Here is a 19,949-nt window from a genome sequence, read left to right on the forward strand (position 1 = left end):
AATTTTAAAAAAAAATTATAACTTAATTTTTAAGTGGAAAAATGTAACAAATTTGATAAAATATCGGTTTGAAAATATGTCGTGTTACATAACGAAAATTTAAGGAGAAAAGATGCTTAATAATGAGCTTCTAGATAGTATAAGCAATAGACTTGACAAAGTTGCTTTGTTGCCTAAGATGAAAGACGGCAAAAGCATAGCTAAAATGCTTGAAGAAAAAGGTTTTACAAGGCGTGATTTTATGAAATGGGCAGGAGCGATGACGGCGATGATAGGTCTGCCAAGTGCTTTTGCACCAAGTGTTGCAAGGGCGGCAGAGTTAGCCGATAGACTTCCTGTTATCTGGCTTCACATGGCAGAATGCACAGGTTGTAGCGAGAGTTTGGTTAGAACCGATACACCGACAGTCGATAGTTTGATATTTGATTATATCAGCCTTGAATACCATGAAACGCTTATGGCTGCTAGTGGTTGGCAAGCAGAAGAAAACCTAGAAGGTGCGATTGAAAAATATAAAGGAAATTATATTTTGATGGTAGAAGGCGGTATTCCAAGCGGAAGTGATGAATTTTATTTAACAGTCGGACCTTTGGGAAAAACTGGTGCTGAGCATTGCAGACATGCGGCAGCTTCTGCAGCGGCGATTTTTGCTATTGGAACCTGTTCGAGTTTTGGCGGTGTTCAAGCAGCAAATCCAAACCCAACTAGTGCAAAACCGCTTAGCAAAATCACAAATAAACCTGTTATAAATGTTCCTGGTTGTCCGCCAAGCGAAAAAAATATCGTAGGAAATGTGCTTCATTATATTCTGTTTGGAACACTACCTGCACTTGATAATTACGGCAGACCAAAATGGGCTTATGGCCGCAGAATTCACGATCTTTGCGAAAGAAGAGGTCATTTTGACGCAGGAGAATTTGTCCAAAGCTTTGGCGATGAAGGAGCAAAACAAGGATATTGTCTATATAAAGTAGGTTGCAAAGGTCCTTATACATTTAATAACTGCTCACAAGAGAGATTTAACTCTCATACAAGTTGGCCTATCCAAGCAGGTCATGGTTGTATAGGTTGCTCTGAGCCTGAATTCTGGGATCACATGGGACCATTTGAAGAGCCGTTGGCAGATAGACTTTATAACACCGTTTTTGACGGAGCAGGAGCTGATGCGACAGCAGATAAAATCGGTCTTGGCGTTTTAGCCGTAACAGGCGTTGCCATCGCAGCTCATGCAGCCGTTGCTACACTTAAAAAAGATAAAGGAGAATAATAATGTCACAAAGATTAGTTGTAGATCCGATTACTAGAATTGAAGGACATTTAAGAGTAGAAGTAATCGTTGATGAAGATAATGTAGTAAAAGAAGCTTACAGCGGTGCTACTTTGTGGCGTGGAATAGAAACTATTCTCAAAGGTCGTGACCCAAGAGATGCAGGCTTTTTCACACAAAGAATTTGCGGTGTTTGCACATTTTCGCACTATAAAGGTGCTGTTATGGCAGTCGAAGATGCTCTTGGCATAAATCCGCCATTAAATGCAGTTTTGGCTAGAAGCTTGATGTTTTCAGCGCTATTTTTGCACGATCACCCTGTGCATTTTTATCAACTTCACGGGCTTGATTTTGTTGATATTGTAAGTGCATTAAGTGCAGATCCAAGAGCAGCTAGTGAAGAAGCATTTAAATACTGCGAAACTCCTTATGCTTGTGGTGCTGATCATTTAAAAGCGGTTCAAGATAAAGTAAAAGCTTTTGTTGAAAAAGGCGCACTTGGACCATTTGCAAATGCCTATTTTGGACATCCAACATATCATCTAACGCCTGAACAAAATTTGATTGCGCTGTCTCACTATTTGGAATGTTTAAGAATTCAAAGAACTGCTGCTCAAATGATGGCTATTTTCGGTGGAAAACAACCACACCCACAAAGCCTAACCGTTGGTGGCGTAACTTGTGTTATGGATCTATTAAGTCCTGCTAGACTTGGCGAGTATTTGATTAAATTCCAAGAAGTAGCTGATTTTATCAACCGCGCGTATTATCCTGATTTGGTAATGGCTGGAAAAGCTTACGCAAATGAACCAAGCGTTTTAAATGATGTCGGTGTTGCAAATTTATGGACTCACCAAGAATTCCCACTTTCTGCAAATGAGTGGCTATTTGAAAGCGGCTTAATCCTTGATGGTGATATTTCAAAAGTATTAGAACTAGATGAAGCAAAAATCACAGAAGAAGCAACTCACACTTGGTTTAAAAATGATAAACCACTTCACCCGTATGACGGCGAACAAGATCCAAATTATACAGGATTTACGGTTGAGCAAACACTAAATGCAAAAGGCGAAATGGAAGATACAAAAGTCCTTGATATAAAAGGTAAATATAGTTGGATGAAAGCTCCTAGATATGAAGGCAAAGCACTTCAAGTAGGACCGTTAGCAAATATTGTAGTAAATTACGCAAAGGGAAATAAATATGTCGTTCCTGTTGTGGATAAATTTTTAGCTGATACAGGACTTCCTTTGGGTGCAGTTTTCTCGACTTTGGGAAGAACGGCTTGTCGTATGTTGGAAGCAAAAATCATCGCTGATAATGCACTAATCGCATTTAATAATCTAGTTGCAAATATTAAATCAGGCGATACTGAAACTTGCGCCAAATACACAATCGATAAAAACAAAGAATACAAAGGTAGATACATAGGTCATGTTCCACGCGGAAGCCTAAGCCACTGGTGTAGAATCGAAAACGGCGTTATTAAAAACTGGCAAGCAGTAGTTCCATCAACATGGAATGCTAGTCCAAAAGATGCAAACGGTGGTATGGGCTCGTATGAAGCTTGTTTGATAGGTCTTAAAATAGCTGATTTAACCCAACCGCTTGAAATCATAAGAAAAATTCACTCTTATGACCCTTGTATTGCGTGTGCTGTTCATGTTATGGATACAAAAGGCAATAAGCTTAGCGAGTATAAGGTAAATCCAAATTTATAAGGAGATTGATATGAAACGAACACCTGAATATGAATTCTCCGTAGGTCTTAGGCTAACTCACTGGATAAGAGCGATTTGTATTGTCGTGCTTGTGGTTACAGGTTTTTACATTTCGTATGTTTTTATAGCTCCGTCAGTTAGCAGTGAGCCAAATTTGTTTTTACAAGCTAAATGGCGATTTGTCCATTTAGTGGCTGGTTTTGTGTTGATTGCGGCAACAATTTTTAAATCGTATCTATTTTTATTTGATATACAAAGTAGAAAAGAGCTAGTTAGTATAAGGGATTTTCTAAGTCCAAAAGTTTGGATAGCTCAGATTAAATATTACCTATTTTTAGGCGAACATCCGCATTTGCGCGGCGTTTATAATCCTTTGCAATTCATCGCTTATATCGGATTTTATTTTGTGCTTTTCCTTATTTGCTTAACTGGTATGATTTTATATGTTCATATCTATCATGACGGACTTGGTGGATTTTTCTACGAAATTTTGCGCCCGGTTGAAGCTATGTTTGGTGGTCTTAGTGAAGTAAGGATCATTCATCATATCTGTATGAATATTATTATAATCTTTGTTCCTGTGCATGTTTATATGGCAATTTTCAATGCCGTAAAAGGCAAAGATGGCGCGATAGACGCTATTGTCAGCGGATATAAATTTAACAGGGAAACTCGCGCTTGAAACTCCTTGTTTTAGGCATTGGCAATGTAATGTTCTCCGATGAAGGTATCGGAGTTCATTTTGCCAAAATGCTACAAAAAAATTACACATTTAAAAGCGACAAACACAGCATAGAATTTATCGACGGCGGGACTTTGGCAAATTTGTTAATGCCGATTTTGGCAGAATTTGATGAAGTTTTGCTTATTGATTGTATTGAAGCTGACGGTGGCGAGATCGGCGATGTCTATTTTTTTGACTACAAAGTTATGCCAAATGCCATAAAATGGAGCGGATCGGCTCACGAAATCGAAATGCTTCAAACTCTGCAAATGATGGAGCTTTGTGGCGATATGCCAAAAACGCACATTTTAGGCGTTGTTCCAAAACGCATAGAGCCGATGAGCTTTTGTATAAGTAACGAGCTTCAAAAATCAAGCCAAGTTATGGAAAAACAGGCGTTAAAATTTATTACTGAACTTGGTTTTTCTTATGAAAAGATCGCAAATTTTAGCGTCCAAGATGTAGCAGATGAATTTGAAAAGATAAAACATGATAATTGAATTTGAATTTATTTACGATAACGACAATGCCTTAATAGCCCATTTTTTGGACTTTTACGCGCAAAAAAGTGGGCTTAAATACACACTAAATTTAGAGAAAAATTTTACCAGACTTTTCGTCATCGGCGAAGAAAAAGAGCTTTTGAAATTTAGTGATGAATATATGAATTTAATTCCAAATTCGGTATTTTTGGCTAAAACTTCGGTAAAAGTCGTAGAAACTACAAAAGAGCATAATTTTACGCAAAATAGGGCTAAATTTGCAAATTTCACGCCAAGCGTTATAAAAGCCTACCAAGAAAGTGGCGCATTAAATGCAAATGAATTTGAAATTTTAAGTGGCGTAAATGTTTTGCAAAATGGCGAATTTAAGCAAGTTTGCAAAGAGAATTTTAACGAACTTTTGGACTTTTGTTTTACCAAGCTTTTTCATAATCAAAATTTGCAAATCAAGCTTGATGACCAAATTTGCGAATTAAACGCAAATGCCGATTTCAACGCAGATTTTTTGATGCCGACTTCCTTAAAAGCGTTAAGCAAAATTTTTGTTGCCGATGAAAAAATCGTCGTAGCGCTTGCAAGTTATGAAAAACCGCTTTTAAATTTGAAAACAAACTCCATTTTTAAGGGCAATCACGAAAAAGTCCCGGCATTTTTTGATGTCAAATTTGCAGGAGATTTTTTTATTTATGCACTTTTTAGCAAACTTTTTGAAGAAGAGATTTTCTTTGTCAGTGTGAAAGCAGATAAAAGTAAATTTATTAAAATCGCCGTTTTGGACGAGCAGTTTTTGGTAATAAATAATCCAAATTTTTTAAGCCAAAAAAGCGAAAATTTTCTAAATTCAAAAGATGATAAAAATTTAGCAAATTTTGCGTTATTTTGCGATGAAATGGGCGTTTTTGACAAAAAAATATTGCAAGTTTTTTTGAGTAAAAAGCATAACGACACCATAAAAGTTTTTGATAAATATTTGCAAGTTTCTATGCTAGAAATTAAAATTCCAAACTCTTACGAAGAGCTAAAAGATGAAATTTGCTCCGATGAAATCGGTTGCAGACTATTTGAAAATTTTAGTAAAAACTATGATTTTCCAAAAGGCAAAATTAACGCAAATGCAAGTTTTTACGGACTTTTTGATATAGTAAGTAAAATTTTATTTGATAAAGATGCGCAGTATTTGCTTGATTGCTCAAAAGATTTTTTAGGCAAAAAAGGCGTTAGAATCGATTTTAGTGTGGATAAAAATAGCAACTTTAACTGCATAAAATTTATCAAAAGCGCAATGAGTTTTAAACTAGCAGGAAGCGATGATAAGTTGCTTAGCTACGGATTTATCGATTCATTGGCGTATTTTTTAAGCGATTATTTTGATTTATTAAAAGAAGAGTTTGAAAGCGAAGCCATTTTGCTCACAGGGTCGCTTTTTGAAGAGAAAAATTTAGCAAATTTGATTTTAAATTTGACACAAAACAGCCACAATGCAAAATTTAGCAACCAATACGGACTTGAAGTCTTTTAAATTTGAAATTTTCGGAGCAGTGCAGGGCGTGGGCTTTCGCCCGTTTGTTTATAGAATTTGCGCTGATTTAGGGCTTTTTGGCAAAGTTTTCAACGACGGCGAAGGCGTGAAAATTTTTGTAAATGGTTCAAATTTGCAAATAAAAGAGCTTAAAAAAAGGCTTAAAGCTGAGCTTCCGCCACTTGCGCGGATTGATAGGCTTGAAATTTATGAAATTTCACCGCAAATTTATGATGATTTTAAAATCACGCACTCGCAAGAAACGCAAAAATTTAACCCCATTTTGCCTGATTTCGCCATTTGCGATGATTGCAAACGCGAATTTTACGACCCGCAAAACAAACGATATAAATACCCATATATAAATTGCACAAACTGCGGACCGCGCCTTAGTATCATTAAAAAGCTCCCTTATGACCGCGCAAATACAACAATGGCTAAATTTAAAATGTGTGAGTTTTGCGCTGGCGAATACACTGACCCGCTAAATCGCCGTTATCACGCCGAACCGATTGCTTGCGCGAAATGTGGTCCAAAGCTCTTTTTAAAAAATAAAAATGGCGAGATTTTAGAAAGTGGCGAAAATGCGGTTAAAATGCTTTGTGAAATTTTAGCTCGTGGCGAGATAGTCGCTGTAAAGGGGCTTGGCGGATTTCATATAATGTGCGACGCGACAAACGAAAATGCTGTCTTAAATTTGCGAATTCGCAAAAATCGCCCCGATAAGCCATTTGCCATAATGTGTAAAGATTACGAGATGGCTGAAAAATTTGGCAAATTTTGCGAAAATGAAAAAGAGCTATTAAATTCGCAGATTAAACCGATAGTTTTGGTTGAAAAATCGAAAAATTCGCAAAATTTTGCTCTTGCTGATGCGGTGGCGCCAAATTTAGGCAAGGTTGGCATTTTTCTAGCAAATACGGGTGTTCATTTGCTGATTTTTGAGTATTTTAATCGCCCGTTAATCGCTACTAGCGCAAATATCAGTGGCGAACCGATTATTTTTGATGAAATAAATTTGCGTCAAAAGTTAGGTAAAGTCATAGATTTTTATTTGGATAACGATAGAGAGATTATTACGCCAAGTGATGATAGCGTGGGGTTTGTGGTGCAAAATTCGGCACAGTGTATCACGGAAATCACGGAGCAAAATTCGCAAAATATTATGCAAAATTTTACGCAATTTTTACGCACTTCGCGTGGGTTAAATCCACAAATTTATAAAAGCAAATTTGATATAAAAGGCTCGTTTTTGGCTCTCGGGGCTGAGATGAAAAACCAGTTTGCAATATACAAAGATGGGCAAATTTTTATCTCGCCATACATCGGCGATTTAAAAAATATCGCCACAAATGCTCGATTTTTCGCGCTTTTGGATATTTTTATCAAAACTTATGATTTGAAATTTGACGCTGTTTTGGGCGACCTGCACCCAATTTTTTTGCACTCCAAACATTTTGAAAATTTAGGCTTTAAAGTGGTGAAATTTCAGCACCATTACGCGCATTTGGTTGCGAATTTAGCGGATAATAACCTGCTTGGAAGTGGTAAAAAATATCTTGGTTTTAGCTTTGACGGCACGGGTTATGGCGAAGACGGCACGATTTGGGGCGGGGAAGTGCTGGAATTTGATGAGTTTGAATTTGAGCGAGTTTTGCATTTTGACGAATTTGCCTTAATCGGTGGCGAGAATTCGATCAAAAATATCTATAAACTCGCAATTTCGCTGATTTTTAAATTTGATTTAGAAAATGAAGCGAGTGAATTTTTGTCAAAATTTAGTGAAAGCGAAATCTCAAATTTGAAAAAGGTAGCTTCAAATTCGCCACAAACTAGCTCACTAGGGCGAATTTTTGACGCATTTGCAAGTGTGATTTGTGGCCAAAGAAGCGTTAGTTTTGACGGACAAAGCGGTATGGTTTTGGAAAATCTTTTTGATGAGAAAAAAATTACGAGTGAGAGTGAAAAACGCTATAAATTTGAGATAATAAACGGCAAAATTAGCGTGAAAAACGCCTTTTTAAATGCGCTAAAAGACGAACTTAGCGTGGCTGCTTCAAATTTTATAAACTCTATCGCCAAAATTATGCTTCAAATCGCAAAAGATAGAAAATTAGAAGTTGTGCTAAGTGGTGGAGTTTTCCAAAATGCTACGCTTTTAAATTTAGTTGTGCAAAAATTTAGTGATAGTGGCGTGAAATTTTATCTACACAAAAACACTCCGAGCAACGATAGTGGCGTTGCTATTGGGCAACTTATGGCGTATTTAAGTGCATTAAATAAGAATTAAAAAATAAATTCGGCTCCAAATAGAGCCGAATTTGTGTGTAGTTTTCGCAAATTTATCTAAATTTTTTGAAAATAAAAGACAAAACAAATAAAATCAAAAATACGACAAATAGGATTTTTGCAATCCACGCGCTAGTTCCTGCGACGCCGCTAAAACCAAAAAATCCAGCGATAATCGCGATTACAAGAAAGATAATTGCATATCTAAGCATTTTTTATCCTTTGTTAAAAAATTTTCGCCGAAGCGATAGTGTAATTTTAGCAATTTTTTATAAATAAAGTTATAGTTTTTATGATTTCATTGTAAAATTAATCGATTGGGTAATTGTTTTTATTTAATTTTAACAAAATTTCGCAAAATTTGGCACCTAAAAACACGCCGATTGAATTTAAAATCAAATCATCAAGTTCAAAAATACCAGTTTTAAAGACAAATTGCAAAATTTCAACCAAAAGCGAAAATAAAAATCCAAAAAGCACGATTTTGGCGGTTTTTGTGAGCGTAAATTTATATCTTGCAAAAAATCCTAGCGGAAAAAACCAGCCTAAATTCCCAAAAAATAGTCTCAAAAATGATTTTATGCCGCCGTTTTGCCAGACATTTGCGTAGTCTAAAAACGGCACGAGATTGTATTTGCCGACTTGCCAAATTTTATCCACACTAAATCCGTCGCGAAAAACGGCTAAACGCAATAAAAACGCAAAATAAATAAGAAAAATAACAAGCATAAAAATCTTAAATTTTAAAGAATAAATATCAATTTTCATTAAATTTCACAATCAAAATTTGGCACAAAATTTTAAAATTTTATGCCAAATTTAAAAAATTTATTTAAACAAATCTGTTGAAAGGTATCTTTCGCCGGTATCATTTAGCGTAGTCACTATGGTTTTACCGCGGTTTGCATAGCGACCTGCGATGATACTAGCCGCATATACATTTGCACCGCTTGAAATTCCTACAAGCAAACCCTCTTTTTGCGCCAAAGCCTTTGCCGTAGCAAAAGCATCATCGTTTTCAACAGTGATATACTCATCAATCAAATTTAAATCCAAATTTTTTGGGATAAAATTTGCTCCGATTCCTTGGATTTTATGACTTCCTGCGCACCCTCTACTAGCTAACGGCGATGCGCCCGGCTCGACTGCAATTACCTTTAAATCAGGATTTTTGCTTTTTAAAAATTTTGCCGTTCCGCTAAGAGTTCCGCCTGTGCCAAAACCGGCAACCAAAATATCGACATTTCCGTCTGTATCACGCCAAATTTCTGGTCCTGTGGTATCAAAGTGAGCATTTGGATTTGACGGATTATCAAACTGGCTTGGGATAAACGAATTTTCATTTTCGTTTGCTAGTTCGTTTGCTTTATCTACTGCACCTTTCATGCCAAATTGTGGATCGGTTAGCACGATTTTGGCACCAAATGCGGCTATTAGTTTTTGTCTTTCGATACTCATCGAGCTTGGCATTGTTAGGATTAGTTTTAGTCCCATTTTTGCTGCTATCATGGCTAAGCCCACGCCCGTATTTCCGCTAGTTGGTTCGATTAAAAGAGTGTCTTTATTTATTTTGCCTTCTTTCATCGCATCTCTAATAATTCTCCATGCAATGCGATCTTTAACCGAGTGGCTAGGATTTAAAAACTCAGCTTTTGCTAAAATAGTTGCATTTTTTGAAAACGAATTTATACGCACAAGCGGAGTGTTGCCGATGAGCTCAGTTACATCATTTGCTATTTTCATAATTTTTTCCTTTAAATACTAAAATCCAAAAATTTGGTGCTTTCTTCTTTATATTCTTCGAATTTGCTAATTGGCTCACTGAGCATGTTTAGCAGTTTTTCATCATATTTTTTGAAGAAAAATTCCAAATTTGGATTGGCAATTTTTAAGTTTGTCATTTTAAAATCTTTTTCCATTGACTTAAAAACATCGGCAAATGTGATTTTATCGGCTGATAAAGCCAAAAAATAACCGCCGTTTTTACCCTTTATACTTTCAATCAGCCCAGCACCCCTAAGCCCGTTTAGAATTTGCTCTAAATAGTTTTTTGAAACCAAAATTCTATCTGAGATTTCTTTTATGCTAATCGGCGATATTTCACTAGCTTTGGCGATTTCTAGAATCGCCATTAAGCCATAAACGCCTTTTGTAGATAAAAGCGCCATTTTTTTCCCCTTATTTTATTGCTTTTTCGATTGCATTTTTTAGATCGTTTATCAAATCATCAGTGTCTTCTAGCCCAACGCTAAGTCTTATTAAGCCAGGAGTAATTCCAGCGCCAAGTAGCTCTTCATCGCTTGATTGTGAGTGAGTTGAACTAGCCGGGTGAGTGATGATTGATTTACTATCTCCGATATTTACGACAACAGAAAATATTTTAACTTCTCTCATAATATCATCAGCTACTTTTCTGCTTCCTGCATCAAAACACAAAAGTCCGCTACATAGCCCGTCTGTAAAGTTTTCTTGCACAAATTTATTTAACGGCGAACTTTTTAAACCCGGATAATTTACGCTTTTTATCGCTGGGTGGGATTCTAAAAATTCGGCGATTTTTTGCGTTTTGCGTGAGTGTTCTTTGACTCTAACGCTTAGTGTCTCTAACCCTTGTATGAGTTGCCAAGCGCTAAATGGGCTCATTGTTGCGCCTATATCACGAAGCAGACCAAGACGAATTCTAAGTGTGAAAATGTCGAAATTTTCTACCAAATTTGTATAAACTAGCCCGTGATAACTCTCATCAGGTTCGTTAAAATCAGCATATCGTGGATTTCCTACGATTTTTTTATTTGTGCTAGCCCCGCTTACGACGGCTCCTGCGATAGTTAAGCCTTGACCACTTATATATTTACTTGCACTATGGATTACGACATCTGCACCTTTTTTTATCGGATTAAATAGCACTGGTGTAGCAACTGTGTTATCAACAATGCTAATAATGCCGTATTTATCGGCGATTTCTATGATTTTATAGAAATTTGGAATCGCCACTTGCGGATTTGAAAGCGTTTCAACAAAAATCGCTTTTGTTTTGCTATCGATTAAGCTTTCTAAATCGTTCGCGCTGTCTGCGTCAAAAACTCTCGTTTCAATGCCAAATTTTTTAAGCGTATGAAGCATTAAATTTGAAGTTCCGCCATAGACTTTTTGCGCCATAATGATATTATCGCCCGCACTTGCGACATTTGCAACTGCATAAAATGAAGCCGCTTGACCGCTAGCCGTGCCGATTGCGCCCACGCCGCCTTCAAGTGCAGCAATTCTAGCTTCAAAAATATCCACGGTTGGGTTATTTAAACGCGTATAAATGGGACCAAGACTTTGCAAAGCAAACCTAGCTGCTGCTTCTTCGCTAGTGCCAAAATCGTAAGCAGTGCTTAGATAAATCGGAACAGCCATAGAACCATAGCCTTCTTTTGAGCTGTAACCTGCATGTGTGGCAAGTGTTTCGAAATTTAAATCTGCCATATTTTTCCTTTGTTGTAAAATTTCGGCGAATTATAACAGATATTTTTTTTATTGTCAAGTTTTAAAATATGTTTTTTAAAATAACTAAATATCGTTATTTTAAAAATTTATTATTTTAATAATATATTAAATAAATATGCGAAAAATAAAAAATAAAGTTAAATTTGATATAATTTTGCTTTATTTGGCAAAAAAGGATTAAATTTGAGCGTAGCAAATGATAAAAGCGAACGCATAAAATACATTAGAGCATTGGAACGCTTCGCAAAATCGGCAATTTCGATTTTAAAAAGAGATGATTTCGATGAAAATTTATTTAAAATTCGCGTGATAAAAAACTACGAAGTTTTAAAAAAAATTCAAGCTGTTTATTTGGATCAACCATATACAAAAGGGCTTGAAAACTTCGTGAAATCGGTATTAGCAAATAAAAACAAAGACGAGCTGATAAAAGAAGCAAATTTGCTAGAAAAACTAAAAAATTCAAAAACTTATAAAAAAGATAAACATAAAGGTAAATTTAAAGATGAATTTTAAAAAATTTACGCGGGGGCGGGGCGTTTTTTAGGAGGCACTCCGCCCCCGCACCCCCCCCACCCCGCAAAACCTTAGCGGTGGCGCACTTCGTGCGCTGATTTTTATTTTAAAATTTGGAGAGAAAATGAAAAAAGTTTTGATTTTAAGTGGAGCAGGGCTTAGTGCTGCAAGTGGATTGCGAACATTTAGAGATAGCGGTGGTCTATGGGAGCAATACGATATAAGCGAAGTTTGCTCGGTTCCGGGATTTTTAAAAGATAGAGCAAAAGTGCTTAAATTTTATGATGATAGAAGGGCGCAACTCGCCACTTGTGAGCCAAATTTAGCGCATTTTACAATCGCAAAATTAAAAAAAGAATTTGGTGAAAAAATCATCGTGCAAACCCAAAATGTCGATGATTTATTAGAAAGGGCAGGTTGCGAAAGCGTAATCCATTTGCATGGATTTTTGCCCGAAATTCGCTGCGAAGTGTGCGGAAATGTCCAAAATATCGGTTACGAAAAAATCGCAGGGCAAATTTGTGGGAAATGTAAAAGCGAAAAAATGAGACACAATATCGTTATGTTTGGCGAAGCAGCCCCGCGATATAGCGACCTTTATGCAGCTTTGCAAGAGTGCGAAATGTTTGTTTGTATCGGCACGAGCGGGGAAGTTTTAGATGTGGCAGGTTTTACAAGATACTTCGAATTTAGCATTTTAAATAACCTTGACGCTTCAAGAATCGATAAATATTTTAACAAATGTTATACCGAGAGTGCCGTTACGGCTGCACCAAAGTGGGAAAATGATATTAGGGCTTTTTTAAACGGAGAATTTATGGTATGAAAACGATAATTTTTGATATGGACGGAACGCTTTTAAATAGCGAAAAGGCGATTTGTGAAAGCATAAATCACATGCGAAAGTGGCTTGGTATGAGCGAACTTTCAAGCGAATTTATCGTTGAAGTTATAAACGATATGAGTAAAAATTCCATTGTCGAATTTTACGGCACAGATAAGATTGACGCGAATTTAAGAGCCGAATTTGAGCGGGTTTATGTGGAAAATTACAAAAAATTTGCAGTTTTGTATGCTGGAATTTTAGAACTTTTGCAAAAATGCAAAAAAGCAGGATTTTTTATCGCAATGGCGTCAAATGCGCCAACTCAGACGCTTGACGGAATTCTAAAAATGACAGGCGTTAGGGAATTTTTTGATTTTGTTATCGGAGCAAACGAGCAAATTCCGCAAAAACCCGATCCTACAATGCTTTTTGAAGTTTTAAGACAAAGCGAATTCAAAAAGGCGATTTTTTTAGGCGATAGCAACAAAGATGAATTTGCTGCTAAAAATGCGAATATTTCGTATCTGCAAGTGATTTGGGGTATGGGGAAATTTAGTAAAACAGCAACTAACGCAAAAACACCAAATGAAGCGTGGGAGATTATTTCTAGGCTTTAAATTTACGCCTAATTTTAATTAAATTTAGAATTTGGTATAATCTGCGGATTTTAAAAAAGGTGAAAAATGGATATTTTTGAAGGCACTCCAAGGGATAAATTTTTTGATATTGCGTTTAATGCAAACAGAAATTTGGTCGAAGATGAAATCACAAAGCTTTTAATGAAGCTTATAAGTTATGAAGAAATTTGCGCTAAGCACGGCATTAGCGAAAGAGAAGTAGAAATTCATGTAAATGAAAAACTCGATTTTACAGACGAATTAAACGATAAATTTATCGAGCTAACGGCAAATATTTTAAGTGCAAATGAGTAAAAATGTCGCAAAATTTAGAAAAAATTGATTTTTTTATGCGTGAGTTTATCGCAGAATTTGGCTGTGATGAAGCTTTAAAAATGTTTGACGAGCTAAGTTCAGGTAAAAAACTTCGCTCGAAACTGCTTTTAAATATCGCAGGAATTAATGAAGGCTCACTAAAACTTTGCGCGATAATCGAGCTTATCCAAGCTGCAAGTTTGCTTCACGATGATGTTATCGATGAGAGCGACACAAGACGCGGAAAGCCGTCCATAAACGCTACTTACGGCTCGAAAAACGCCGTAATGCTAGGTGATATTTTGTATTCAAAAGCGTTTTTCGAACTTACCAAATTTGATAAATTTATCGCAGGTTGTATCTCCGAAAGTGTCGCAAAGCTCTCTGTCGGCGAGCTAATCGATGTTAAAATGGGCGAGAGTTTTAACGATGATGAGAAAAAATATCTAAATATGATTTATCTAAAAACAGCCGCACTCATAGAGAGTTCAGCGATGAGCGGGGCATTTTTGGCAGGTCTTGATACGAACAAATTTGGCGAATACGGCAAAAATCTTGGCATAGCTTTTCAAATAATCGATGATATTTTAGACATTACCCAAGATAGCGCCAAGCTTGGAAAACCGGCACTTAATGACTACAAAGAAGGCAAAACGACATTGCCTTATATTTACCTTTATCAAAATTTGCAAGGAAATGATAAAGAAAAACTAAAATCGTTGTTTAAAAAAGAGCTAAATTCGGACGAAACAGCGTGGATAAAGGCAAAATTTGGCGAATTTAAAATCATAGAAAAGTGCGTGAATTTAGCTAAAAATTACGGCGAAAAAGCTTTGCAAAGCGTTAGCGAATTTAAAAATGAAAAATTAAACGAAATAGTTCTAAATATGATAAATAGGGAATTTTGATGAGTTATATGAGCGTGAGTTTTACTCACAAAAATACCGATATTTTTCTGCGTGAAAAGCTTTCGTTTTCAAACGAAGTTAAAAAACGCGAAATTTTGCGACTAATCGGCTCAAATTCGGCAATCAAAGAGTGTTTTGTGCTTAGCACTTGCAACAGAGTTGAAATTTTTGCTTTTGTTGATAATTTTGAAGTTGCGTCGAAATTTGTCGTTCAGGCGATTTCAAAGGTAAGCGGTGTCGAATTTGACGAGCTAGAAAGCAGAGCTGATATTTATGAAGATTATGGCGCGATTCATCATCTTTTCTCGGTCGCAGCTTCTCTTGATAGCCTTGTTGTAGGCGAAACGCAGATAGTTGGTCAGCTAAAAGATGCTTATAAATTTGCGCTTGAAAACGGAAATTTAGGCGATGAAATCAAAAAAGCAATCGCCAAAGCCCTAAAATGCGCCGCCGAAATTCGCAACAAAACCGAAATTTCTAAAAATCCGATTTCAGTTTCAAGCGTGGCTGTTTCTATGGCAAAAGAAAAACTTGGATCGCTTGAAAATGTGGAAGCAGTAGTCATCGGTGCAGGAGAGATGAGCGAACTAGCTTGTAAGCATTTGCTAACGCACGGCGCAAAGGTTACGATTTTAAATCGAAATTTGCAAAATGCAAAGAATTTAGCCTGTAATCTTGGCGATGAAGTTAAATTTGATAGCCTTGAAAAATTAAAAAGCTATATCAACAAATTTAGCCTTATTTTTAGCGCAACGGGCGCAACAGGGGCGATTATAACTGATGATTTAATCGAAAGCGTGGATTTTAAAAGATACTTTTTTGACATTGCCGTGCCACGCGATATAGAGCTTAGCGACAGCGATGACATCGAAGTTTATGCAGTCGATGACCTTGAAGACATAGTTAAGCGAAATTTGATTTTGCGTGAAGAACAGGCGCGTATCGCTTATGGTATCGTTGGTAGCAGCACGAGCGAATTTTTCAAAGAAATCAAAACTCAGGCTTGCACGCCGATAGTAAAAGCGCTTCGCCAAAGAGCAAGAGAAGTCTCAGCTAACGAGCTTGATAAAGCTATCAAAAAAGGTTATCTTAAAAATAGCGACAAAGAAGAAGCTAGAAAGCTAATCCATCAGGTTTTTAAAGCCTTTTTGCATACGCCAAGCGTGAATTTAAAGAATTTAGATGGCAAAAACGAGATAGACAGCGCTACTAACGCTGTTTTGGATATTTTTGGATTAAATGAAATTTATGAAAGTTTTGTAAAAGAAGATAAAACAAAAGAAACGGAGTTAGAAAATGAAATTTAGTAGGCTTTTTGCGCCGACTATCAAAGAAGCACCAAAAGATGCAGTTTTGCCAAGTCATATATTTTTGATTCGTGCAGGTTTTATAGAGCAGTTAGGAAGCGGGCTATATAACTTTATGCCGCTTGGAAAAATGGTTTTAAATAAAATAACCAGCGTAGTGCGTGATGAAATGAACGCTGCCGGTGCGCAAGAAGTCGCTTTTAGCGTGGTAACTCCCGCAGAAGCGTGGAAAAGTAGCGGACGATACGCCGTATATGGAAAAGAGCTTTTGCGTTTAAAAGATAGAAAAGAAAACGACTTTGTCCTAAGTCCAACAAATGAAGAAAGCTCCGTGCTAATGGTAGCAAACAAGGTTACTAGCTATAAAAATTTGCCGTTAAATATCTATCAAATCAACACCAAATTTAGAGACGAAGCTAGACCTCGCTTTGGGTTACTTCGTGGTAGAGAATTTACGATGAAAGACGCGTATAGTTTTCACGCAAATGAAGCTGATTTGGGGCGAGAGTTTGATTTAATGGAAGCAACTTATAATAAAATTTTTACTCGCTTAGGACTAAATTTCAGAGCCGTTGAAGCCGACAGCGGTGCGATCGGCGGAAGCGGAAGCAAGGAATTTATGGTTTTGGCTGATAACGGCGAAGATGATATTTTGGTTTGCTCTGGTTGTAAATATGCTGCTAATGTCGAAGCGGCTAAAAGAGCGCCAAAAATCGCACCTTGCGAAGCCCCTGAGACAGACGGCATGATGAAATTTCACACCCCTGAGACTAAAACAATCGAACTAGTGGCGAATTTTTTCAAAGTTGATAAATTTTATACCATTAAAGCTGTTTTGAAAAAAGCCATTTACGAAAACGGCGAAAAAATCGTAGCGTTTTTTATTCGCGGGGATGACGAATTGCAAGAAACAAAGGCTACAAATGCGTGTGGAGCGTTAGAGTTAGTAGATGCCGATGAAAATGAAGTCAAAAATGCAGGTTTTGTAGCAGGTTTTTGCGGACCGTTTAATCTACCTGAGAGTGCCGAATTTTACATAGATAAAGAGCTTGAAAATGCCCGTGAGATGATTTGTGGAGCAAATGAAGAAAATTATCATTTTATCGGTTGCAATGTCGTTAGCTTTAAAGCAGAGCGATTTAAAGATTTAATAGCCGTGCAAGAAGGCGATAAATGCCCATGCTGTGGTGCGAAACTAGATAAAACCAAAGGTATCGAAGTTGGGCATATTTTTAAACTCGGACAAAAATATTCCGATCCAATGAACGCTAAATTTTTAGATGAAAACGGCAAGAGTGTGCCGTTTTTTATGGGTTGCTATGGTATCGGCGTGAGCCGTCTTGTGGCAGTAGCGATAGAATCGAGCCACGATGAAAAAGGTTGTATTTGGAATAAAGAAATATCGCCGTTTGCGCTGGAAATCATCATTTCAAATACAAAAGATGAGCAAATTTGTAAATTTGCAAACGAGCTTTACGAAAAATGTCAAAATTTAGGCATTAATGCTCTGCTTGATGATAGAAATGAGCGATTTGGCGTTAAGATGAACGATTACGAGCTTATGGGCTTTCCGTATGCTGTCTTAGTCGGCAAGGGCTTAGCTAACGGCGAAGTTGAATTTATAACAAGAGCAAATTTGGAAAAACAAAGCGTGAGCGCGGATAAAATTTTAAATCTTATCAAAGATAAAATTTTGGGAGAATAAAATGAAAAAAATTGGTTTGATTTTAATGTGCGCATTGTTTGTATATGCGGATTTAAATCCAAAAACCGAAATTTTCTATAATGATAACGGATATGAGTATGAGCTTTTACAAACCAATAACGAAAATTTAAATATTTTTTTAAAAAATGAACTACTAAATTTTTGCGGCACAAATTTACTCCAAGATGAATTTATGGAATGTTACGAAAATATCAAAAATATAGATATTAAAAAATATGTGCAGAATTTAGTAGAAGATATGGAAAATGCCCATAAAGAAGAAGTCAAAGAACAAGAGTTTGATTTTAGTCTAAGCGTAAGGCAGAGTTTTGTATCGCAAAAAGGAGATTTAGTTCAAATCAGACAAGATAGCCATCAGTATGCAGGTGGAGCGCATGGCATGGAGTATTCGCAAGTTTTTGTATATGATATTTCTAGCGACCATGTGTTGAATATTTCTGAAATTTTGGTTTCCATAGAGACGGCTTTTGACGCACTTTATGATGAAATTTATAAAGGATATATAAATTTTATTAGCACAGAGTGGTATCCTATAAATGAAAAATGCAATAAAGCTTGTCAAGATAAAGAAATAAAAGAATTCGTAGAATTTTTTTGGGATAGAAATTCTAAAACAGACATAATATGCGATCCGGCATTTTATTTTTCAGATGAGGGGCTAACATTTATTTATGAACCTTATGCTATCGCACCTTATGCAGCCGGTATGCCTGAGATTGTTATTCCTTACGAAAATTTAAAAGGTATTGTAAAAGATGAATACCTTAAATTTTAGGACAATAAAATGAAAAATTTAGAAAAACAAAGTGTCAAAAGAACAAATTTTGAACCTTATCAAAGATAAATTATGTTGAAATTTTTAATTATTCCGTATTTGATTTTGGAGCTTTTGATAACGGCGCATTTTGTCGATAACAACGGCTTTTTATTTTATGTCGTAGAAGTTTTATTTAGTGCCGTTTTAGGCGTGGCTGTTGTCGGGCTTAGCACTACTGCAAACGCAAGAGAAATTCCAAGAATTACGCTAAATTCGATATTTGGCGGATTTGGTTATGTTATAGGTGGAATTTTATTTATGGTGCCAGGAATTTTATCTGATATTTTGGCTGTCGCAGTCGTCATAATGTCATTTTTAATCAAAAATTTCAATCTTTTTGGGCGAAATACACAAAATTATACGCAAAATAATTCACAAAATAATACAAAATATAAACAAAATGATAACTCAGAAATCATCGATGTAGAAATCATAGAAGAGGAAAAAAAATGAACAAAATCGTAATCGCAACGCGTGGAAGTGCTTTGGCAATGTGGCAAAGCGAACATATAAAAGATTTGATCGAAAAAAAGCACGGCGTAGAAGTCGAGCTAGTCAGTATGAAAACAAAGGGCGATGTTATCCTTGATACGCCCTTGGCCAAAATCGGAGGCAAGGGGCTTTTCACAAAAGAGCTTGAAGAGCACATGTTAGCCGGAAATTCGCACCTAGCCGTGCATAGTCTAAAAGATGTGCCTGTGGTTTTCCCTGACGGGCTAGTTTTGGCTGCTATTAGTGAGCGAGAAGACGAACGAGATGCCTTTGTAAGCGAAAAATACGCTAAATTTAGCGACCTGCCAAAGGGTGCTAGGGTGGGGACGACGAGTTTGCGTAGAAAAATGCAACTGCTTATAAAACGCCCTGATTTGGTGATTATCTCACTTCGCGGAAATGTAAATACAAGGCTTAGAAAGCTAAAAGATGGCGAATTTGACGCCATTATTTTGGCTAGTGCAGGTGTGAAAAGGCTTGGGCTTGATAAAGAAATAGCCTATTTTTCGCCGTTTAGCTTGGACGAGATGATTCCAGCGATGGGACAAGGAGCGCTTGGAATCGAGTGCAAAGATGAGCGTGATATTTTGGGAATTTTGGAATTTATAAATAATAAAAACTCGGTTATCCAAACCACTATCGAACGCAGTTTTGTGGAGCGTTTAGAGGGCGGTTGCCAAGTGCCAATCGGCGTAAATGCGCAGATTGTCGGTGATGAAGTAAAAATTCGCGCTATCGTTGGGCTACCTGATGGAAGTGAATTTATAAAAGATGAAACAATCGTGCTAAAAAGCGAGTGCGAAAAGGCTGAAAACTGCCAAAAAATCGGCTTTAAATTCGCCGATAAATTTATCGCAAAAGGGGCAAAAGAGCTTTTAAAACGCGCCGAGAGTATGGCGTAAAATAATAA

21 protein-coding genes are annotated in these 19,949 nt (G+C 36.6%); 16 read left to right on the forward strand and 5 right to left on the reverse strand.

The window, feature by feature from the left end; translation table 11 throughout:
* The first annotated feature begins 112 nt into the window (after positions 1-112).
* Genes PF028_RS01530 through hypF form a run of 6 tightly spaced genes read left to right on the forward strand, consistent with a single transcriptional unit; the run spans position 113 to position 8,024 of the window.
* On the forward strand, positions 113-1,267 hold the full coding sequence (locus tag PF028_RS01530; RefSeq protein WP_270860909.1) for a hydrogenase small subunit: 1,155 nt from the start codon (positions 113-115) through the stop codon (positions 1,265-1,267).
* Between the two features lie 2 nt (positions 1,268-1,269).
* Entirely contained in the window at positions 1,270-2,988 is a 1,719-nt protein-coding gene (locus PF028_RS01535) for a nickel-dependent hydrogenase large subunit (protein WP_270860910.1), read from the forward strand.
* 10 nt (positions 2,989-2,998) lie between these two features.
* On the forward strand, positions 2,999-3,670 hold the full coding sequence (cybH, locus tag PF028_RS01540; RefSeq protein WP_270860911.1) for a Ni/Fe-hydrogenase, b-type cytochrome subunit: 672 nt from the start codon (positions 2,999-3,001) through the stop codon (positions 3,668-3,670).
* Positions 3,667-4,212, forward strand: coding sequence for a HyaD/HybD family hydrogenase maturation endopeptidase (locus PF028_RS01545; protein WP_270860912.1), 546 nt, complete (start codon positions 3,667-3,669; stop codon positions 4,210-4,212). The genes cybH and PF028_RS01545 overlap by 4 nt, the downstream gene beginning before the upstream one ends.
* The gene (locus PF028_RS01550) at positions 4,202-5,734 is read left to right on the forward strand and encodes a hypothetical protein (RefSeq protein WP_270860913.1); all 1,533 of its coding nucleotides are present in this window, start codon (positions 4,202-4,204) and stop codon (positions 5,732-5,734) included. Before PF028_RS01545 ends, PF028_RS01550 begins: the two co-directional genes overlap by 11 nt.
* Positions 5,694-8,024, forward strand: coding sequence for a carbamoyltransferase HypF (gene hypF / locus PF028_RS01555; protein WP_270860914.1), 2,331 nt, complete (start codon positions 5,694-5,696; stop codon positions 8,022-8,024). The genes PF028_RS01550 and hypF overlap by 41 nt, the downstream gene beginning before the upstream one ends.
* 52 nt (positions 8,025-8,076) lie before the next feature.
* Here hypF and PF028_RS01560 read toward each other — a convergent pair whose 3' ends face one another.
* From PF028_RS01560 to PF028_RS01580, 5 genes are all read right to left on the reverse strand, one after another.
* Entirely contained in the window at positions 8,077-8,235 is a 159-nt protein-coding gene (locus tag PF028_RS01560; RefSeq protein WP_270860915.1) for a DUF1328 domain-containing protein, read from the reverse strand.
* 97 nt (positions 8,236-8,332) lie between these two features.
* The gene (locus tag PF028_RS01565) at positions 8,333-8,752 is read right to left on the reverse strand and encodes a VanZ family protein (RefSeq protein ID WP_270860916.1); all 420 of its coding nucleotides are present in this window, start codon (positions 8,750-8,752) and stop codon (positions 8,333-8,335) included.
* A gap of 99 nt (positions 8,753-8,851) precedes the next feature.
* Positions 8,852-9,766: a cysteine synthase A gene (cysK, locus tag PF028_RS01570; RefSeq protein WP_270860917.1), complete on the reverse strand. Its 915-nt coding sequence runs from the start codon at positions 9,764-9,766 to the stop codon at positions 8,852-8,854.
* 11 nt (positions 9,767-9,777) lie between these two features.
* Positions 9,778-10,191, reverse strand: coding sequence for an RrF2 family transcriptional regulator (locus tag PF028_RS01575; protein ID WP_270860918.1), 414 nt, complete (start codon positions 10,189-10,191; stop codon positions 9,778-9,780).
* 10 nt (positions 10,192-10,201) lie between these two features.
* Positions 10,202-11,494 carry an O-acetylhomoserine aminocarboxypropyltransferase/cysteine synthase family protein gene (locus PF028_RS01580; RefSeq protein WP_270860919.1) on the reverse strand — a complete coding sequence of 431 codons (1,293 nt, stop codon included), beginning with the start codon at positions 11,492-11,494 and terminating at the stop codon, positions 10,202-10,204.
* Positions 11,495-11,698: 204 nt separating this feature from the next.
* Between PF028_RS01580 and PF028_RS01585 the strand changes: the two genes are divergently transcribed.
* The 10 genes from PF028_RS01585 (at position 11,699) to hemC (ending at position 19,941) form a co-directional block, all read left to right on the forward strand.
* On the forward strand, positions 11,699-12,031 hold the full coding sequence (locus tag PF028_RS01585) for a hypothetical protein (RefSeq protein WP_270860920.1): 333 nt from the start codon (positions 11,699-11,701) through the stop codon (positions 12,029-12,031).
* Positions 12,032-12,155: 124 nt separating this feature from the next.
* The gene (locus PF028_RS01590) at positions 12,156-12,857 is read left to right on the forward strand and encodes an SIR2 family NAD-dependent protein deacylase (RefSeq protein WP_270860921.1); all 702 of its coding nucleotides are present in this window, start codon (positions 12,156-12,158) and stop codon (positions 12,855-12,857) included.
* Positions 12,854-13,474 (forward strand): HAD family hydrolase, encoded by a 621-nt coding sequence (locus PF028_RS01595; RefSeq protein WP_270860922.1) that lies wholly within the window; start codon positions 12,854-12,856, stop codon positions 13,472-13,474. Before PF028_RS01590 ends, PF028_RS01595 begins: the two co-directional genes overlap by 4 nt.
* A 66-nt stretch (positions 13,475-13,540) precedes the next feature.
* Entirely contained in the window at positions 13,541-13,789 is a 249-nt protein-coding gene (locus PF028_RS01600) for a DUF2018 family protein (protein ID WP_270860923.1), read from the forward strand.
* Between the two features lie 2 nt (positions 13,790-13,791).
* Complete coding sequence (locus PF028_RS01605; protein WP_270860924.1) at positions 13,792-14,697, forward strand: polyprenyl synthetase family protein; 906 nt, start codon at positions 13,792-13,794, stop codon at positions 14,695-14,697.
* Positions 14,697-16,004 carry a glutamyl-tRNA reductase gene (gene hemA, locus PF028_RS01610; RefSeq protein WP_270860925.1) on the forward strand — a complete coding sequence of 436 codons (1,308 nt, stop codon included), beginning with the start codon at positions 14,697-14,699 and terminating at the stop codon, positions 16,002-16,004. The genes PF028_RS01605 and hemA overlap by 1 nt, the downstream gene beginning before the upstream one ends.
* Positions 15,994-17,709, forward strand: a complete 1,716-nt coding sequence (locus PF028_RS01615; protein WP_270860926.1) for a proline--tRNA ligase — start codon at positions 15,994-15,996, stop codon at positions 17,707-17,709. Before hemA ends, PF028_RS01615 begins: the two co-directional genes overlap by 11 nt.
* Before the next feature lies 1 nt (position 17,710).
* Positions 17,711-18,505, forward strand: a complete 795-nt coding sequence (locus PF028_RS01620; protein WP_270860927.1) for a DUF3298 and DUF4163 domain-containing protein — start codon at positions 17,711-17,713, stop codon at positions 18,503-18,505.
* A gap of 72 nt (positions 18,506-18,577) precedes the next feature.
* Positions 18,578-19,000: an FxsA family protein gene (locus PF028_RS01625; protein WP_270860928.1), complete on the forward strand. Its 423-nt coding sequence runs from the start codon at positions 18,578-18,580 to the stop codon at positions 18,998-19,000.
* Positions 18,997-19,941, forward strand: coding sequence for a hydroxymethylbilane synthase (hemC, locus tag PF028_RS01630; protein WP_270860929.1), 945 nt, complete (start codon positions 18,997-18,999; stop codon positions 19,939-19,941). Before PF028_RS01625 ends, hemC begins: the two co-directional genes overlap by 4 nt.
* Positions 19,942-19,949 lie beyond the last annotated feature (8 nt).

The sequence above is a fragment of the Campylobacter sp. CN_NE2 genome, from assembly GCF_027797465.1.
In the GTDB taxonomy this organism is placed as follows: Bacteria; Campylobacterota; Campylobacteria; order Campylobacterales; family Campylobacteraceae; genus Campylobacter_B.

Coding starts and splice junctions, on each gene's coding strand:
- PF028_RS01625 (WP_270860928.1), top strand. CDS start 18,578: ATGTTGAAATTTTTAATTATTCCGTATTTGATTTTGGAGCTTTTGATA.
- cybH (WP_270860911.1), top strand. CDS start 2,999: ATGAAACGAACACCTGAATATGAATTCTCCGTAGGTCTTAGGCTAACT.
- PF028_RS01550 (WP_270860913.1), top strand. CDS start 4,202: ATGATAATTGAATTTGAATTTATTTACGATAACGACAATGCCTTAATA.
- PF028_RS01600 (WP_270860923.1), top strand. CDS start 13,541: ATGGATATTTTTGAAGGCACTCCAAGGGATAAATTTTTTGATATTGCG.
- PF028_RS01575 (WP_270860918.1), bottom strand. CDS start 10,191: ATGGCGCTTTTATCTACAAAAGGCGTTTATGGCTTAATGGCGATTCTA.
- PF028_RS01530 (WP_270860909.1), top strand. CDS start 113: ATGCTTAATAATGAGCTTCTAGATAGTATAAGCAATAGACTTGACAAA.
- hypF (WP_270860914.1), top strand. CDS start 5,694: ATGCAAAATTTAGCAACCAATACGGACTTGAAGTCTTTTAAATTTGAA.
- PF028_RS01560 (WP_270860915.1), bottom strand. CDS start 8,235: ATGCTTAGATATGCAATTATCTTTCTTGTAATCGCGATTATCGCTGGA.
- hemA (WP_270860925.1), top strand. CDS start 14,697: ATGAGTTATATGAGCGTGAGTTTTACTCACAAAAATACCGATATTTTT.
- PF028_RS01535 (WP_270860910.1), top strand. CDS start 1,270: ATGTCACAAAGATTAGTTGTAGATCCGATTACTAGAATTGAAGGACAT.
- PF028_RS01605 (WP_270860924.1), top strand. CDS start 13,792: ATGTCGCAAAATTTAGAAAAAATTGATTTTTTTATGCGTGAGTTTATC.
- PF028_RS01580 (WP_270860919.1), bottom strand. CDS start 11,494: ATGGCAGATTTAAATTTCGAAACACTTGCCACACATGCAGGTTACAGC.
- cysK (WP_270860917.1), bottom strand. CDS start 9,766: ATGAAAATAGCAAATGATGTAACTGAGCTCATCGGCAACACTCCGCTT.
- PF028_RS01595 (WP_270860922.1), top strand. CDS start 12,854: ATGAAAACGATAATTTTTGATATGGACGGAACGCTTTTAAATAGCGAA.
- PF028_RS01590 (WP_270860921.1), top strand. CDS start 12,156: ATGAAAAAAGTTTTGATTTTAAGTGGAGCAGGGCTTAGTGCTGCAAGT.
- PF028_RS01565 (WP_270860916.1), bottom strand. CDS start 8,752: ATGCTTGTTATTTTTCTTATTTATTTTGCGTTTTTATTGCGTTTAGCC.
- PF028_RS01620 (WP_270860927.1), top strand. CDS start 17,711: ATGAAAAAAATTGGTTTGATTTTAATGTGCGCATTGTTTGTATATGCG.
- hemC (WP_270860929.1), top strand. CDS start 18,997: ATGAACAAAATCGTAATCGCAACGCGTGGAAGTGCTTTGGCAATGTGG.
- PF028_RS01615 (WP_270860926.1), top strand. CDS start 15,994: ATGAAATTTAGTAGGCTTTTTGCGCCGACTATCAAAGAAGCACCAAAA.